The following is a 16,975-nucleotide window of genomic DNA, read 5'->3' as shown; positions in this document are numbered from 1 at the left end:
TTTGCAATGAACAAGCATCTGTATCGCATCATCTTCAACAAGGCGCGCGGCCTGCTCATGGTCGTCGCCGAAACCGTCAGCAGCGCCGGCAAGGCGCCCGGCGTCAGCAGTGGCAGCGGCGTGGTGGCCAAGCCCTGCGTCGCCAGCCTCAACGGCCTGCGCTACGCCCTGATGGGCGCGCTTGGGCTGATCAGCCTCAGCGTGGCCCCGGCCTGGGCCGCTGGCATCGTCGCCGACCGTGGCGCGCCCAGCGGGCAGCAGCCGATGGTGATCAACAGCGCCAACGGCACGCCGCAGGTCAACATCCGCGCGCCGAGCGCTGGCGGGGTGTCGCGCAACAACTACAGCCAGTTCGACGTCGACGGCCGTGGCGCGATCCTCAACAACGCGGTCGGCAACAGCAAAACCCAGTTGGGCGGCTGGATCGAGGGCAACCCGTACCTTGGCCGGGGCAGTGCCAAGGTCATCCTCAACGAAGTCAATTCGAGCAACCCGAGCCAGTTGCGTGGCTACGTCGAAGTCGCCGGCCAGCGCGCCGAAGTGGTCATCGCCAACCCGGCCGGGATCACGTGTGACGGCTGCGGCTTCATCAATGCCGACCGCTCGACCCTGACCACCGGCCGCGCGCAGATGGAGAACGGCCGCATCACTGGCTACCGCGTCGAAGGCGGCACCCTGAGCATTACCGGCAAGGGCCTGGATGCCCGCGGCAGCGACTACACCGACCTGATCGCGCGCAGCGTCGAGGTCAACGCCGGGATCTGGGCCAACGACCTCAAGGTCACCACCGGGCGTAATCAGGTCAACGCCGACAATACCCAGGCCACCGCCCTGGCCAAGGACGACAGCGCCCAGCCCGAGGTGGCCATCGACGTCGCCGAGCTGGGCGGCATGTACGCCGGCAAGATCAAGCTGGTCGGCACCGAGGCCGGGGTTGGCGTACGCAACGCCGGGCAGATCGGCGCCATGGCCGGTGACGTGGTGATCAGCGCCGACGGCAAGCTGCTCAACCAGGGCGCCATCAGCAGTGCTGGGGCGACCCGCGTAGCCAGTGCCACGGCAGTGGACAACAGCGGCAGCCTGTACGCCAAAGGCGACCTGCACGCCAGCAGCCAGGGCACTGTCACCAACACCGGCGAGCTGGCCGCTCAGGGCAATCTGAACATCGACGCGGCCAAACTCGACAGCAGCCGCGACTCGCTGCTGGCAGCCGGCGTTGACGCCCAAGGTACCTCCAGCGGCAACGCCACGCTCACGGTCAAGGCTAAGCAGATTGCCGCCCACGGCCAGAACCACGCCAGCGGCGCCCTTGATCTGCAAGGCGATACGGTCGACCTCAGCCACAGCCGCAGCTACGCCGGCAACCTCAACCTGACCGCCAACAACGGCGACCTTGACCTCAGCTCGAGCACCATCGACAGCGCTGGCCGCCTCGACGCCAAAGCCAGCGCAACCGTGCGCAGCGACAGCGCCAAGGTCAATGTCGGCAACCTGCAGGTCAACGCCGACAAGCTCTCGAACAACGGCGGCGAACTGGTCCAGACCGGCACCGCAGCAAGCCTCATCAAAGTCGCCGGCCAGCTCGACAACAGCGACGGCCGCATCGCCAGCAACGCCCGCGAGCTCAGCCTCGACGCAGGCACCCTGGCCAACCGCAAAGGCAAGGTCGAGCACGCTGGCAGCGGCAAACTCGACGTCCGCGCCAGCGAAATCGACGGTAACGGCGGCACCCTGGCCAGTAATGGCGCCCTGCAGATCAGCGCGCAAAAGGCCCAGCTTGCCAACGGCCAGACCCAAGGCCGGCAAGTGTTGCTCGACAGCCGTGACCTTGATACCAGCGGCGGCACCGTGATCGCCACCCACGGCGGCACTTTGCAAGTGCGCGACGCGCAGCGCCTGGACAACCGTGGCGGCACCCTGGCTGCTGGCGGCGCCATGACCGTCACTGCCGGCGAAGTGCTCAACGACGGCGGCACGCTCAGCGCCGGCAATACCCTCAACCTGAACGCCGACAGCCTCAGCAACCTCGCCGGCACCCTCGCCGCGACCCAGGCCATGCAAGTGATTGCCGGCCAGCTCGACAACAGCGGCGGCACCCTCGGCTCGGTCGAGGCGGGGTTATTCGTGGAAGTCAGCAAGGGTCAGCTGCAGAACCAGGGCGGGCGCCTCGAAGCGGCTGGCGATATTCAACTCGGCGCACTTGGCCTCAACAACAGCCAGGGCGTGATCAGTGGCCGCGAGCTGCTGCTCGACAGCCGTGGGCAAAGCGTCAACAACAACGGCGGCACCCTCGATGCACAGGCCAGGCTCGACCTGCGCAGCGGCGAGCTGCACAACAGCGGCGGGCTGATCCAGGCCGGTGGCCGGCTGTTCGTCGACACCGGCAGCGCCGCCCTGCACAACAGCGCCTCAGGCGCTGACAGAGGCATCGTCGGCCAGGCCGAAGTCGAGCTGCGCAGCGCGCAACTGGATAACCAGCAGGGCTTTATCGGCGCCAAGGGCAACCTGCTGCTGGCAGCCACCACCCTCAACAATCAGGGCCAGATCGCCGGCGAAAGCCAGGTGCAGTTGCTCGGTAACCGCCTCGACAACCAGGGCGGCAAGGTGCAGGCCAAAGGTGCGTTGATCGTTGAACAGAACGAGCGCATCGACAACCGCGGCGGCCTGCTGCGCAGCGCTGGGCAAACCCGGCTGACCACCGCGCAGCTCGACAACCGCACCAGCCAGGGCAACGAGCAAGGCATCGAAGGCCAGTCGCTGCTGCTGCGCGCTGACACTCTGGAAAACCAGCAAGGCGCCCTGCGCGCTGACGCCGGCATCGACCTCGGCCTGGCCCAGGCGCTGTACAACGACGCCGGCCTGATCTCGGCTGGCAGCGAATTGCGCCTGGCCGATCGCGACCCGGCGCAGAACCGCCTGGCCGTCGACAACGGCAGTGGCACCTTGCTCGGCGGCAGCCTGCTGTCGCTCAATGCGGCGTACTTCAGCGGCAGTGGCCGCCTGCTCAGCCTCGGTGACCTGATCCTGCGCCAGCAGGGCAACCTCAGCCTCGGCGGCCAGGTGCAAGCCAACGGCAAGGTCGATATCGATATCGGCGGGGCCCTGTACAACAGCGGCAAACTGCTCGCCGGGCAAGCGCTTATCGTGCGCGGCCAGGCGCTGGACAACGCCGCCAGCGGCGAAATGGCCGCCACCCAGGTCGACCTGCGGGTCAACGGCCAACTGCACAACCGCGGCCTGATCGACGGTCAGCAGGTGCGTCTGCAAGCCGATGAGCTGTTCAACCTTGGCACCGGGCGCATTTACGGCGACCGTCTGGCCATCGCCAGCCGCACCCTGGCCAACCTCGACGAAGCAGGCCCGGCGGCGGTCATCGCCGCCCGTGAGCGGCTGGACATCGGCAGCCAGCGCATCGACAACCGCGAGCAGGCGCTGATCTTCAGTGCCGGCGACCTCGCCATCGGCGGCACGCTGGATGGCAACGATCAGGCCAGCGGCCGCGCCGACCTGCTGGCCAACGCCAGCGCCACGGTCGAATCGCTGGGCGCCATGAGCCTGAACATCCGCGAGCTGCGCAACACCAACGAACACTTCAGCACCGTCGACGTAGAAGTCAGCCGCGAGCAGTTGCAGGAATTCCAGATCACCGGCTCGCCCAACCGCTACCGCCCTGATCAGGTCTCGGTCTACCGCGACGAAGTCGATCATCTGGTCGCCCCGGATGGCGTGCGCGACAACTTCAATCGCTACGACTACACCCGCAGCGTGGTCGAAACCCGTATCGCCAGCTCAGCGCCTGGGCAGATTCTGGCCGGCGGCAACCTGACCTTCAGCGGCGACACCATACTCAACGACAAGAGCCGGATTCTAGCCGGTGGCTTGCTCCAGGCCGGCGCCGCGCAAGTGATCAACACCGAGGTGGACGGCCAGCGGGTGACCACCGATGCCGGCACCGCGACCAACTTCTACCGCATCCAGCGCAAGGGCCGTGACAGCCAGGGCCGCAGAATCACCGATTACCGCCCGGCGCCGCTGATCCAGGACATCGACCTGACCCCCACTGAGTACGGCCAGTACGCCGTGGTCAACGGCAGCGGCACTCAGCTGAGCGGTCGCGAGCTGCTCCAGGTCGGCCAGCAGGTGGCTACGGTTGGTGCAGTCAACGCCGAGGTTGGCGAGCAGTACCGGGTCGGCGCCGTAGTTGAGGTCAAGCTCAACGACGGCCAGGGCATTGCCGACCAGGTGCGCACCGGCGGCCTGAACCTGGCGCTGCCCAACAACAGCCTGTTCCAGACCAACCCCGCAGGCACCAGTAACTACCTGATCGAGACCGACGCGCGCTTTACCAGCTACCGCAAATGGCTGTCGTCGGACTACATGCTCGAGCGCCTGCAGTTCGACCCGGCGCAGACTCAGCAACGCCTTGGCGACGGCTTCTACGAGCAGAAGCTGATCCGCGAACAGATCGCCCAGCTCACCGGCCGGCGCTTCCTCGACGGCTTTGCCAACGACGAAGCGCAGTACCGCGCCCTGATCGACAACGCCGTGACCCTGGCCAGCGACTGGAACCTGGTGCCGGGTGTTGCTTTGAGCGCCGAGCAGATGGCCCAGCTGACCAGCGACATCGTCTGGCTGGTCGAGCGCAACGTCACCCTGGCCAACGGCGAATCGCGCAAGGTGCTGGTGCCGCAGGTCTACGTGCGCGTGCAAGAGGGCGACATCAACGGCAATGGCGCGCTGATCGCCGGCCAGCAGCTCAAGCTCGACCTGTCTGGTGACCTGATCAACAGCGGCAGCCTCGGCGGGCGCAGCGTGGTCGCGCTGACCGCGCAGAACATCGACAACCTCGGTGGCCGCATCCAGGGCAACAACGTCGCCTTGCAGACCCGCGACAACCTGAACAACCTTGGCGGCCTGATCGGCGCCACCGACAGCCTCGCCATCGACGCCGGGCAGGACATCAACAGCCGCTCGCTGAGCCGCGACAGCAGCAGCGAGCAAGGCACCCGCAGCAACCTGTCGCGGGTCGCCGGGCTGTTTGTCAGCGGTGATGGCGGCAGCATGAAAGTCGCCGCCGGCAATGACCTCAACCTGCAAGGCAGCCAGGTGGTCAACGCCGGCCAGGGCGGCGCTACCCAGTTGCAGGCCGGGCGCGACGTCAACCTCGGCACCGTCAGCGAAAGTTCGCAGCAGGCGATCCGCTGGGATGCCAGCAACTGGCGCAACGAAGCCAGCCGCGGCGAAGTCGGCAGCACCGTGCAAACCAACGGTGACCTGCGCATCACCGCCGGCCAGGACCTCAACGCCCGCGGCGCCACGGTCACCAGCGACCAAGGCATGGTCCTTGCCGAAGCGCGCCGCGACATCAACCTGACGGCCGCCGAGCAGTACCAGTTCGCCGACGAAGCGCACAAGTTCAAGGGCAGCAACGGCATGCTGTCGAGCAAGACCACCACCTTGCGCGACACCGTCAGCCAGACCCAGGCCAGCGGCACCACCTTGAGCGGCGAGCAGACCTACCTGCAGGCCGGCCGCGATATCAGCGTGCGCGGCAGCGACGTGGTCTCGACCCAGCAAACGGTGCTGGTCGCCGAGCGCGATGTGAACATCGAGGCGGCCACCGAAAGCAGTAGCGAACGCCACGACAAGTCGGAGAAAAAGAGCGGCCTGTTCAGCGGCGGCGGCATCGCCCTGACCATGGGTACCCAGCAGCAGAGCGTCAAAGACCTCACCACCCGTGAAACCGCCCGCGCCAGCACCATCGGCAGCACCGAAGGCGATGTCATGATCGAAGCCGGGCGCCAGTACCGCCAGGTCGGCAGCGATGTGGTCGCGCCGAAAGGCGACGTCGACATCCTCGCTCAACAGATCGCCATCACCGAAGCTCGCGAGACCAGCGAGCGCACCCGCGAGACGCTGTTCAAGCAGACCGGCTTCACCGTGACCATCACCAACCCGGTGATCAGCGCGATCCAGACTACCCAGCAGATGCAGCAGGCGTCGAGCAAGACCGAAGACGGCCGCATGCAGGCGCTGGCTGCGGCCACCACCGCACTGGCGGTCAACAACGCCGCCACTGCAGTCGCCCAGGACCCGGGCGCTGCCGGCGGGATCAACATCAGCCTGTCGCTGGGCACCAAGCAGCAACAGAGCACCACCGTGCAGCAAAGCGACGCCGCTGCCGGCTCGACCATCATTGCCGGCAACGACGTGCGTCTGCGCGCCACCGGTGCGGGCAGCGACAGCAACATTCTCGTCCAGGGCAGCGAGGTGCGCGCCGGCAACAACGCCACCCTCGCCGCCGACGGCAACATCGACCTGCTCGCCGCGCAGAACACCAGCAAGCAGGACAGCGACAGCAAAGGCATGAGCGCCAGCGTCGGCATCGGCCTGTCGCTGGGCGGCTCGCGCAACGGCTTCACCCTCGACCTGGGCGTCAGCGGCAACCGCGGCGACGCCGATGGCGACACCCTGACCCACACCAACACCCAGATCGCCGCAGGCAACACCACCACGCTGGTTTCCGGCGGTGACACCAACCTGCGCGGCGCCGTGGTCAGTGGCCGTCAGGTGCTGGCAGACGTTGGCGGCGACCTCAACATCGAGAGCCTGCAAGACACCGACACCTTCAAGGTCGACGAGAAGAGCATGGGTGTCGGCATCAGCCTGTGCATCCCGCCGTTCTGCTACGGCATGAGCACGGTCAGCGGCGGCAGCGCCAACCTCGGCGGCACCGACATGGACTCGGACTTTGCCAGCGTTACCGAGCAGTCCGGGATCAAGGCCGGCGACGGCGGCTTCGACATCCGGGTCGGCGGCAACACCGACCTCAAAGGCGCGGTCATCGCCAGCAGCGACAAGGCTGTGGCTGACGGCAAGAACCGCCTCGAAACCGCCAGCCTGACCACCAGCGACATCCGCAACAAAGCCGAGTACGACGCCAGCACCTTCAGCATCGGCGGCGGCTACAGCGAGATCGGCAAGTCCCAGGACGGCAAGGTGCAGACCGGCGGCGCGATTACCCCCGGCACCGAGATCCCCACCAACGACAAACAGATCGGCGCCAGCCTGCCGATTGCCATCAGTGCCAGCGACAGCGCCAGCAGCGTGACCCGCAGCGGCATCAGTGGCGGCAGCATCCTCATCACCGACGCCGCTGCCCAGCGCGAGCGCACCGGCCAGAGCGTCGACGAGACCCTCGCCGGGCTCAATCGCGATGTCTCCAGTGACCGCGACAACACCAACGCGCTCAAGCCGATCTTCGACGAAGAGCAGATCCGCGCCGGCTTCGAAATCGTCAACGCCTTCGCCAACGAGGCCGGCACCCTGCTCGCCAACAAGGCCAAGGAAGTCGACGCCAAGCGCAACGCGGCCGATGCAGCCGACGCCAAGGCCCTCGAAACCAGCGACGCCGAGCTCAGCCAGGCCCTGCGCGACCAGGCCATCAGGCTGCGCAACGAAGCGGATGGCGTGGCCGGCAACTGGGGCGCCGGCGGCACCTACCGGCAGATCACTACCGCGCTGGTTGCCGCAGCAAGCGGCAACATCAGTGCCGGCAACGGCGCGTTCATGCAAGGCATGGTCGTCAACTACGTGCAGCAGCAAGGCGCCGGTTACCTCGGTGACCTGGTCGCCGACGGCACCCTGGTCGAAGGCACGCCGATGCACGCTGCCCTGCACGGCATCCTCGCCTGCGCCGGTGCGGCCGCCAGCAGCCAGAGCTGCGGCAGTGGTGCGGCCGGCGCGGCGGCGTCGAGCCTGCTCACCGGGCTGTTCTCCGAAGCCAGCCCGACCGAAACTGAAAGCCAGCGCGAAGCCAAGCGCAACCTCATCGTCAGCCTGGTCACCGGCATCGCCGCCACCACCAGCCTCGATGCCGCCACCGCTACCGCGGCGGCCTCGGGGGCTGTGGATAACAACTGGCTGGCGACTCAGCAGTACGTGCAGGCACGCAAGGAGCTGAAGGAAGCCGAAGGCCGCCTGGATGAACTCAAGGTGCTGGCCAAGTGGGCCTATATCAGCAAGAAGCAGGACCTGCTGACCCAGAGTGGCGTTGGCCAAGGCTTGATCAAGGCCGGATTTGACGATATCTCGGGGCTGGCGCAGATGCTTCTGCATCCGGTCGAGACGGTCAAGGCTATCGGTGGCTTGATCGACGATCCGAGCGTGCTGGCCGGGTATCCGGAAGAGTTCAAACAGAACATCAAAGCCAAGGTCGCCCGCATCGAGAACGCGCTTACTGTCGGCGGTGACGCCAATGCCGAGCAGTTGGGATACGACATTGGCGAACTGGTGTGGGACGTTGGCGGCCTTGTCACCGGGGTTGGCGGGGTTGCCAAAGGCAGCGTCAAGCTGGCTACGGTCGGGATCAAGCTGAGTACTGAAAAGCTTGAGCAGATGGCTGAACGGCAGGTTGTGAAGAATCTCGAGTGGAAGGCGGGCAAAGGCGATTACAGCGCTAAACCTGGTGGGGGCTACGGCTCGCCGTCGACCGTGACCCACAATGGTCAGGCGGTCGAGAATGCAGGAGACTTCTCAGCTTCGCTGCCCAAGCCTGCTGGCAAGGTGGAAGGGGGGGCTGATCCGAAGGTGATCAACCCTCACGGCGAGCTTCCTGTAGTCAAGGTAAACTCAGCTGGCGCCGTAAAAGGTACGCCGGAGTTCGAGATTCTAAACAATCCAAGCGCTAGGGCAGCGAATACTCGCTATGAACTCGATAATGGTAACTCCTTTACAACCAATAGCGCGGGTCAGGTCGACGAGCTTACGTTTACCCCAGTCGACGTCAAGGTAAAGCGTGATTCAAGGCAAACGGAGGCAGGAAAGCAGGGGCGCGATACCGACGTCGGTGGCCATGCGCAAGCATGTAGCCAAGGTGGCACATGTGACGGATACAATCTTTTTCCACAGGACAAAAATTTCAATGTATCTGCTTATCGGAAATTCTACGAAAACGTTATTAAAAAGGCGCTTGATGATCCCAAGCAAATAGTAGGGCCGACCACTATCAAATTCGTCAGGTCTAGTCCAGACTCGCCACGACCTGATATGCTACGTGTTACGTATACAATCGACGGAGCTCCTAGGCGTAGGGAGTTCAAAAATGAAGCCCATAGTGTGCCAGAGGACATTTGATGATTGCTGATGACTTTGAGTTAATTAAACAGATTTTTTCGAATATTAGTTCCAATATATTTGAGGAGTATGATTCGTTTGGCTTTGATGTAGAGGTTGGTGATGGTTATGTTGATTACGGGGTGGTCTTGCATAAAGATGGCGCCACTATCAAAAACGCCAAAATGGAAGTTGATGAAGATTTATTGTCTGATCTAATAAGGAGGCTTCGGGCAAACGCCGAGTCCAGAGGTGAACCTTGGAAATCCTTTGTGTTGTCTTACAAAAAGGGTGAGCAAGTAAAAACAAAGTTCACGTATGGCGAGAAATAATTGGCGGAATACTACTAGCTCAGTAGGCATTGGGCAGTTGTTTTTTTGGGCGGGGCAATTTGACGGTTTGGCTAAAGCCGTAGGTAATGACAGATGCCAACAAAATTACAGCATCCAAACCGATACTAACATGATGGGCGCAATTGGCGATTTTGGGTTGGAAGCCTGCCGTCATCCATCAGGGCTATCTCACCCATGCGGCGCTTATTCGCAGGCATCAGTTGGTAATCGAGTACGAAGAGCGGCACCGCCGCGCTCAGCCTTTCATGCTGCGTGTGTTTGCCGATTGGGTGGGCGATGTCTCGCATCAATGGCCTGCTTATGCTTATGACGAACCCATCTACGAAGCCTTGTTGGCCAAGTGGCGCGCGTCTAGCTCCGACGACCTGATGCCCTGCCTGTTGGCCGCGTGCGACCGCCACACTTGGCAAACCGGTAAAGAGAGCCAGAAGAATTCCTATGACTTCAATTAGGACTGGCACCTGGAACGCGTGCCGGCGGAAATTCTCTATATTGCTGCGGCACATTAGGTGCGATGAAGGTGGGCTATATGAAGTTCGAAGTCGAAAATAGTCCCGCAATCATTGACGTCAATCAGTCCCAGCTTGTAAACATATTAAAGAAATTAAAAAGCTATGGTCCTAGCTCATACGCCTGCTTAACTGACGACGACGGTAATTATGTGCAAGTGGCAGGAGGCAGATTCGCTTGCTTTATTGAGATGTATGACGCAAAAAGTAAACCTCTGTTTAGGGGATGTCATTCGAATTCCAGTACAAATTTTGAAGATGGGAGTTGACTGTCATTTGGGGCAGGGCGAGTTCAATTAAAAAAGATGAGTGGTTTAATATTGACGATGTAATCGAGGTTTTCTCGCGATTCCATCAGGGTCGGCCTTTACCAGAAAGTGCTTATTGGCGCGAGGTGAAGGTTTTGGATCAGAACGATAGTTGATGGGTTGGTGAAAAAGATCACAAGCCTCCTTAAGAAAAAAGCAATGCGGTACGCTCAGTTCAAATCTGTCTATGCCCATCGCTGGCGCGGATTCCATACCAGTAACGGTAGGACTGCGGGAATACCTTGCCGCGCAGGGCTGAATTTCTCGACATATGGTGGAAGCTCCGGCGAATGTCTGGGGGGAATCCACAGATGATATTGAGCAGTCGTTCAAAATGGATGGTGCCGCGCTGACATATACGCCGCCGAAAGCTGGATCGTCTGGCAATGCGCATGTGTACAAAGTTGGATGTGGCACAACTTGCATTAGAGAGGTTCAATATAGCCCGGTGTTGTTGGTGCCACGGTTAAATAAACATATTTGGGTAAGTGCTATAAAATTACGTGCGTTGATAGTGGTAAGGCTAAGGTTATTGAATCTGCGAGCTACAGATCGACATTTCAGGGGCCCTCTCAGTCCATGTATGATGCAAATACGACATACTTTAATCCGCAGGGTCAGGAAGTGAAATTTAACCCTGCCACCAATGCGTGGATTTCCAAATGATATCGCTCGATAGTTTTTCTGTAGTTTGGGATGCTCCCATTATTCCTGGTGTATCACTTGCAGGAATACCGTTGCATGCCAGTGTTGTTGGTTTGGAGGCGATGCTTTCGAGATATTTGACTGATGAGAACTCTTCGCGGTATAGCTTTGAAGGGTCGCCAGATCTTCGTTTGAGCGGGTATGGTTTGGATGAGTGCGGTAATGGTGGTTATTCTTTTTCAGTTTTTGAGGATGAAGTCGTCGGCGAGTTAAGGCAAGGGGTTCCTGCATTATCTATTCTTATACGTAACGACAGGATTTGCGCAATTAAGGTTTATGATTTTAGCTTTCCATGCGAGCCTGCACACAAATTTGTTTACAAGGGGCTTTTGTCAGGGTATATAGGCCTAGGAAGTCATGTGTCTGACATTTTGCCATTCACTAGCCTGGAGTTTGATGAGGCCGAGGAGTGGTTTTATACCGGCCGTGATTATGGAGTCATTGAAGTTACGGGGTGGGGGACACCTCTGGAGGACCAGCCGAACCAGCTCATTACAGCTATTTGTGTAATTCATGAATGAGGCCTGCAGGTACATAATGTAAAAGTCTCAGACCTGATCTGGCACCCTCTACACCGGCCTGTAAGACTCAAGATATCTGCTAACTCAGCCAACGCCAAGAAAAGAGTAGGGAGCGCATATCAACTTTCTGATGTTCAGCACGGGTTCAATGACAAGCCGACGGCACCTTGGTCGAAGACACGCCAGTGCACGCCGCCCTACACGGCATCCTCGCCTGCGCCGGTGCGGCCGCCAGCAGCCAGAGCTGCGGCAGGGTGAAGTATTGCGGGTCTCACCTTGGGCGCGTAATTGACTGATAGAGCGTGCCAGAATGAAAAAAATAGGAAGAATCCTTGAGCAGCATCGCCACTGGCTGTCTCAGTCTGATGGGATGGTGGCTCAAGAGCTTGAGTACCTTGAAGAAGATCTTGCCCGTGACTCCTTGGAGGGTTTGGGCAATGTGTCTGATTCATTGGGGATGCTTGCAGTTTGTCACGGTATACAGGGAGAGGTTTCCATTTATGCCGGTGATATTTCTGGCTGGGAGGAAGTATCCCGCGCGATGGTGTACCGCTATTGGGTGCTCATGCTCAGAGCCAAGAACTTTTCTAATACGAGCTTTCTTCAAGGCATTAGAAACGCCCCGAATCTGACCAATCAGTTGAGCAATGCAGGTTGCTTACTTGCAGGTTTCATTGCTGCGGATAGGCATGATCTAGCGGAGTCGGTTGCCGACGTGCTTGTCGGCATGTTAACTGTTGATGGAGCTGTTGATCCCGCCTATCTGAAAGAGCGTCGATTCGAGCCTTTCATGCTGTGGCTCTATTCCGTCTATTCGGGTGGGAGCACACCTGCCCTGATTGAGTCTATGGATCTCGGCATTTACCAGGAAGTGATAGACAGTTGGGCAGATGAGCAAAGGCTTGCCGGTGTACTGGACGCGGTGTGCCAATATCACTTGGCTAACTCCGAAGATAAGGGCGGGGCTTGGGACCCGGAGTTCAAAAACCCACCATTTGATTTGCTGCCTTTGGAGGTTTTTGCAATTTTTAAGGTTCGCCAACAGTGCTGGTTGAAGTCGCCTGCAGTTGCTCATCCCTTGTTATCTGTTGATGTGGCTGCATTGGAGAATCTTACTTTCAAGCCTGATGAAGTCTCTGTAAAGGTTGAGGCGGCCTACAGAAAGTTCTTCGGCTAAAGGCCATGGGGTGGGGTGTGAATGCTATTAAAGTTGATGGTTTCAATGATGTTCTGCTGGCTTTTGTGATTGCATGTTTGTTCTGCACTGCTATCAGCAAAGATGAGCTCAACATATGGTGCGCTCAAGCATTGTCGCTAAATAATGCGCCAAGTTACCTATATGATCTGATGGGTTTTCAAGATGAGATTTTTAAGGTCTATAAGGTGATTGGCTACGTGCCTCATTGGGAACATTCAGATAGCGACGAATACGCTCTATACGGTATCGCTGTTCGTCGAGGTTTCAAACCTTATGACATGCCTATTACCACCCGCGAAGCGCTTACCCACCTCGGCGCTTCTCCGCACATTGAAAATTTATTCAGAGAGGTCTTTACCTTTATCAAATTTTAAGCTGGGTCGAAACAAGCTCTAGGCGATTTAAGTAGAACATGGATGCGCACCTGATGATTCTGGAGCAGTTGCGTCGGTGAGGTGATGGCTGGGAGCGAAAGGACCCGACGGCCACTTCCAGATTATTAGGGAGCAAATGATGAGCAAGCGCGCGCCGTTGGGTGATCCGGCCTATTGGTCAGAATGGGTCGCTTTTGGTGACGAATCCATCACCCTCGGCTGGGACACTGCAAGTCGTCCATTCGGCGACCCGAGTTATGCGCCCCAGTATCTGTTCGAGTTGGCCCAGGATCATTGGCATCAGATGCTGCGTCGCTATTCTGCGGGCCTGCCGGTGGCAGAGCTGGCAGGGTACTTTCCGGGTTTGCTTGACGCCTGGGAGCGATCACAGCACTTGGGCGCGGAGCAGTGGACTGCGCAGCAGGTGACAAGCCGCACCATGTGGGCGGTCAACTACGATCATTACATTGTGTGTTTCTGGCTCGTCGGCTTGGCGTTGACGCTCGATATCCCCGACGAGCAGTGGCTGCGTCTGTTGGCGCTGATCGACAATGAGGGCGAGGACATTTTGCTCGACCGCGTTATCGCTACCCGGTCCCCGCAACGTCGGATCGGTACTGTGCTGCTTTACCCCAAACCGTATGCTCGGTTGCTTGCAGCTGTCGATGCGCCTCCTGGCCAGCAAGGCGCGCTCCTTAAGGGATTTGTCGCGCATTGGTATGCCGAAGTTGGCAGCGGTGCTCGTTCGGGGACTAAGAAGCAAGCAGCGCCCTTCAAGCATCCTTACTGGTACCGTTATGGCGACGAGAATTTCGCAGGTGGTGCTTACTTTGGCCGCTGGTGTATTGAGGCGGCTGCTGCCGTCAAGGCGTTCGGTCTGGACGATTCGCTGTGCCGTGGCCACGAGCATTACCCGCGCGACCTGCTGGAGCCCGCTGCAGAGGTGATGGTAGTGGCCAAGGATAGCAGCCAAAGGCGCGGCCTTTGGACCAGGTTTTTCGGCGCTGAGGATAGGTAAGGACCGGTCCACGCCTGGTTGCAAGGTGCGCTCAAACGCGCAAGGGAAGACCGGACTACGGTTAGGTGCCGTCTTTGTCAGAGTCGAATTGGTGACTAGGGAGAAGAGTCATCCGGACTTTGCCAGCAGGCAGTGGGTCGAAACGTAGCGAACACTCTGGGGGCTTATGAGTACAGATCAGGGAATTTACCAGGGCTTGGGTGAAATACTCTCGGCGATCGCGCCCCAGCAGGCTCAGTGGGTTTCTGTTGAGGTAGAGCTGTCGCCGACCGGCGACCACGCCAAGCTGTTTTATGACTATCAGACCGAGGGGAGTGAGCCGCAGTGGTTCGTGCCTGAACCTGCGCGGGTTGATCACGACATCCGCCTCTTGTTGATAAAGTTGCGGGCGTATTTCGCTGGCAACAATTTGTTCGAGCAAGGCAAACCTTGGACACGCTGCATGATCAAGCTGGATCTGCAGACCGGCAAGTTTGCGGCAGACTTCAAATACGAATGATGGGTGGCGGCCGGTACGTCATCTGCAAACGGATCAAGGGGGCTTAACCGGTGCGGGATGAGTTTTTCCAGTCAATGATCGACAACCTTGGTGAAGCCACCTCACGTCGTGAGGTGCCTGCAGCGAGCATCGACAAATACCAGTCAAAACTGCCGCCTGCATTGCTGGGCTACTGGCGCGAAGAAGGCTGGTGTTCTTTCGCTGATGGCTTGTTCTGGATCGTGGACCCAGATGCATACAAGGCCACGCTGGATATGTGGCTGCAAGGCAGCGGCCTGGCTGAGGTCGACAATTACCACGTGATTGCCAGGGATGCCTTCGGTTCGCTGTATGCCTGGGGCGAGCGTTATCAGCGCAAGATCACTGTATCGAGTTTGGCTGGCGGCATTGTCGCGCTGAAAAACCAGCTGCAAAAACCCAACCCACAACCAGACCGCAGCCTCGGTATCTTTCTCGGTTCTACCCGACGTGACAGCCTGGACTTTGACGATAGCCACGGCAAGCCGCTGTTCCAGCGTGCACTCGCCAAGCTGGGGCCGGTTGCCGAGGACGAGATGTATGCTTTCGAACCGGCGCTGTGCATTGGCGGCAAGGCTGACCTTGAGCATATGGTGAAGGTGAAGATGGTTGAGCAGCTGATGATTCTGGATCAGTTGCGTTGGTGAGGTGATGGCTGCGAGCGTTGTGATGTCGGGTGCGGATATCAGTGGCGGCAAGGCCTTTGTAGGAGCGGCCTTGTGTCGCGAAAGGCCAGCGTAGCTGGCCCGGCGATGGCAGCGGCGGAGCTGGAATTTTTGGGGGCGCTGCGCACCCCTTTCGCGACACAAGGCCGCTCCTACACAGACCGCGCACCAGTGCAGTACGCGGGGTGCAAATACCTAGAATTTGATCCCGGATGGTAAGGCCAAGGACGCTTACATCATGAGAGACGAATACCTCGAGCTGTTCATCGACAATATGGGCGAGGCCACCTCGCGGCGTGAGGTGCCGGCTTCGAGCATCGACAAGTATCGCGGCGTTTTGCCTGATCGTTTGCTGGCCTATTGGCAGCAGGAAGGTTGGGCGGGTTATGCCGGCGGTCGTTTCTGGACGGTTGATCCGGATGAGTACACGCCGCTGTTGCGCGAGTGGATCAAACGTAGCGAGCTGGCAGATATCGATGATTATCACGTTATCGGCCGCACGGGCTTTGGCACGTTCTACCTGTGGGGCCAGCGCTATCATCGCAAGGTCACCGTCTCTTGCGCGGACAATTGGGTACTGGCCATGAAAGGTGAGGTTCACACGCCGAATCCCGATCCAGATCGGAGTTTGGGTGTTTTCTTTGCCATGGCCGAGCCTGATGATTTTGATTTCGAAGATATCGAAGAAAACTATCTCTTCGAGCGTGCGGTGCAAAGGCTAGGGCCGCTCAGCGAATCCGAAATGTACGGATTCGTGCCAGCGCTGAGTGCGGGCGGTCAAGCGCGGATTGAGAGCCTTCAAAAAATGGACATGAGTGTTCATCTGATGATTTTGCATCAGCTTAGTCATGGCTGAGTTGGTGGCATGCAGCCTAGTGTTGGTACCGGGTAGTGTGCGGTCTCTGTAGGAGCGGCCTTGCCGGGGCGCCGGACCGGTCGGAAAGGGCTGCGCAGCGGCCCCAGATCTCAGCTTCACCGCTGATATCGCTGGGCCCGCTTCGCGGGCCTTTCGCGACACAAGGCCGCTCCTACAGGGAGGGTGCTTGGCGATAGATTTGCGGGTGTTTGCGTAAGACGTTTCCGAACTTGAAACCAAATGCTTCTAATCGGGGTAGCTTGGGAATTATCCTACGCGACTTGCGGAAGCAGCTCTGTTGTCGGGGAAATGTCTCAGGGATAACGTCACGGGGTCGCCAGGTTTGGTGACCGGGTGTGAGAACCCGAAAGCGTGAATGCGGCAACCGTCATGGTAGCTGTGCGCGGGCAGACTTCGGTCTGGCCGGGTTTTCACGTCCTCGGTTTCTCACCCCGCGCGCAGCTGCCACCCAATTCCCGTGAGAAAGGACGGGTGACAGCCCTCAAGTTGACGTGAGGTTGTCCATGAAAAAGATCGTCCCCGACCCCCCAATTTCCTACTTCTCAGTCATCAGCGACCTGAGCCGCGAAGAGGCTCTCACCCAGGTTTCCAAGTTGATGGACTGCATGAACCGCACCCTCGAAGCTTACCTCGGCACCGAGCCCATCGGCGTCGACAGTTACCTGCTGGAAAACGTCGATATCCTCAACCAACTGATGCGGGCCTTGATCGACCACGCCGTGGCCAAGCAGGTGGCGCCATGACGGACGAACCCACTCAATCCACCAACGCTGAAAGCATGTGCTGCGATCTGTGTAGGAGCGGCCTTGTGTCGCG

Annotated in this window: 11 protein-coding genes; all 11 read left to right on the top strand. The window is 59.6% G+C overall.

Annotated elements, in window-relative coordinates; genetic code table 11:
* The first annotated feature begins 6 nt into the window (after window positions 1-6).
* The gene (locus K3F44_RS18680) at window positions 7-9,135 is read left to right on the top strand and encodes a hemagglutinin repeat-containing protein (RefSeq protein WP_220632771.1); all 9,129 of its coding nucleotides are present in this window, start codon (window positions 7-9) and stop codon (window positions 9,133-9,135) included.
* Window positions 9,135-9,446 (top strand): hypothetical protein, encoded by a 312-nt coding sequence (locus tag K3F44_RS18675; RefSeq protein WP_150573684.1) that lies wholly within the window; start codon window positions 9,135-9,137, stop codon window positions 9,444-9,446. Before K3F44_RS18680 ends, K3F44_RS18675 begins: the two co-directional genes overlap by 1 nt.
* 143 nt (window positions 9,447-9,589) lie before the next feature.
* Window positions 9,590-9,919 (top strand): hypothetical protein, encoded by a 330-nt coding sequence (locus K3F44_RS18670; protein ID WP_224785598.1) that lies wholly within the window; start codon window positions 9,590-9,592, stop codon window positions 9,917-9,919.
* 1,027 nt (window positions 9,920-10,946) lie between these two features.
* Window positions 10,947-11,510, top strand: a complete 564-nt coding sequence (locus tag K3F44_RS18665) for a hypothetical protein (RefSeq protein WP_310794576.1) — start codon at window positions 10,947-10,949, stop codon at window positions 11,508-11,510.
* Between the two features lie 310 nt (window positions 11,511-11,820).
* On the top strand, window positions 11,821-12,687 hold the full coding sequence (locus K3F44_RS18660) for a hypothetical protein (protein ID WP_220632770.1): 867 nt from the start codon (window positions 11,821-11,823) through the stop codon (window positions 12,685-12,687).
* Window positions 12,688-12,704: 17 nt separating this feature from the next.
* On the top strand, window positions 12,705-13,082 hold the full coding sequence (locus tag K3F44_RS18655) for a hypothetical protein (protein ID WP_224785597.1): 378 nt from the start codon (window positions 12,705-12,707) through the stop codon (window positions 13,080-13,082).
* Window positions 13,083-13,221: 139 nt separating this feature from the next.
* Entirely contained in the window at window positions 13,222-14,100 is an 879-nt protein-coding gene (locus K3F44_RS18650; RefSeq protein WP_220632769.1) for a PoNe immunity protein domain-containing protein, read from the top strand.
* Between the two features lie 166 nt (window positions 14,101-14,266).
* Window positions 14,267-14,599, top strand: coding sequence for a hypothetical protein (locus K3F44_RS18645; protein ID WP_150570532.1), 333 nt, complete (start codon window positions 14,267-14,269; stop codon window positions 14,597-14,599).
* A 74-nt stretch (window positions 14,600-14,673) separates the two neighbouring features.
* The gene (locus tag K3F44_RS18640; protein ID WP_220632768.1) at window positions 14,674-15,264 is read left to right on the top strand and encodes a GAD-like domain-containing protein; all 591 of its coding nucleotides are present in this window, start codon (window positions 14,674-14,676) and stop codon (window positions 15,262-15,264) included.
* A 256-nt stretch (window positions 15,265-15,520) separates the two neighbouring features.
* On the top strand, window positions 15,521-16,138 hold the full coding sequence (locus K3F44_RS18635) for a GAD-like domain-containing protein (RefSeq protein WP_220632767.1): 618 nt from the start codon (window positions 15,521-15,523) through the stop codon (window positions 16,136-16,138).
* A gap of 524 nt (window positions 16,139-16,662) precedes the next feature.
* The gene (locus K3F44_RS18630) at window positions 16,663-16,902 is read left to right on the top strand and encodes a hypothetical protein (protein ID WP_101322582.1); all 240 of its coding nucleotides are present in this window, start codon (window positions 16,663-16,665) and stop codon (window positions 16,900-16,902) included.
* The last annotated feature ends 73 nt before the right edge of the window (window positions 16,903-16,975 follow it).

The organism is Pseudomonas sp. S07E 245 (genome assembly GCF_019599025.1).
GTDB classification, from domain to species: Bacteria; Pseudomonadota; Gammaproteobacteria; order Pseudomonadales; family Pseudomonadaceae; genus Aquipseudomonas; species Aquipseudomonas shirazensis.
Note: the sequence above shows the minus strand (reverse complement) of the source record. Positions and strands in the feature narration are given on the sequence as shown.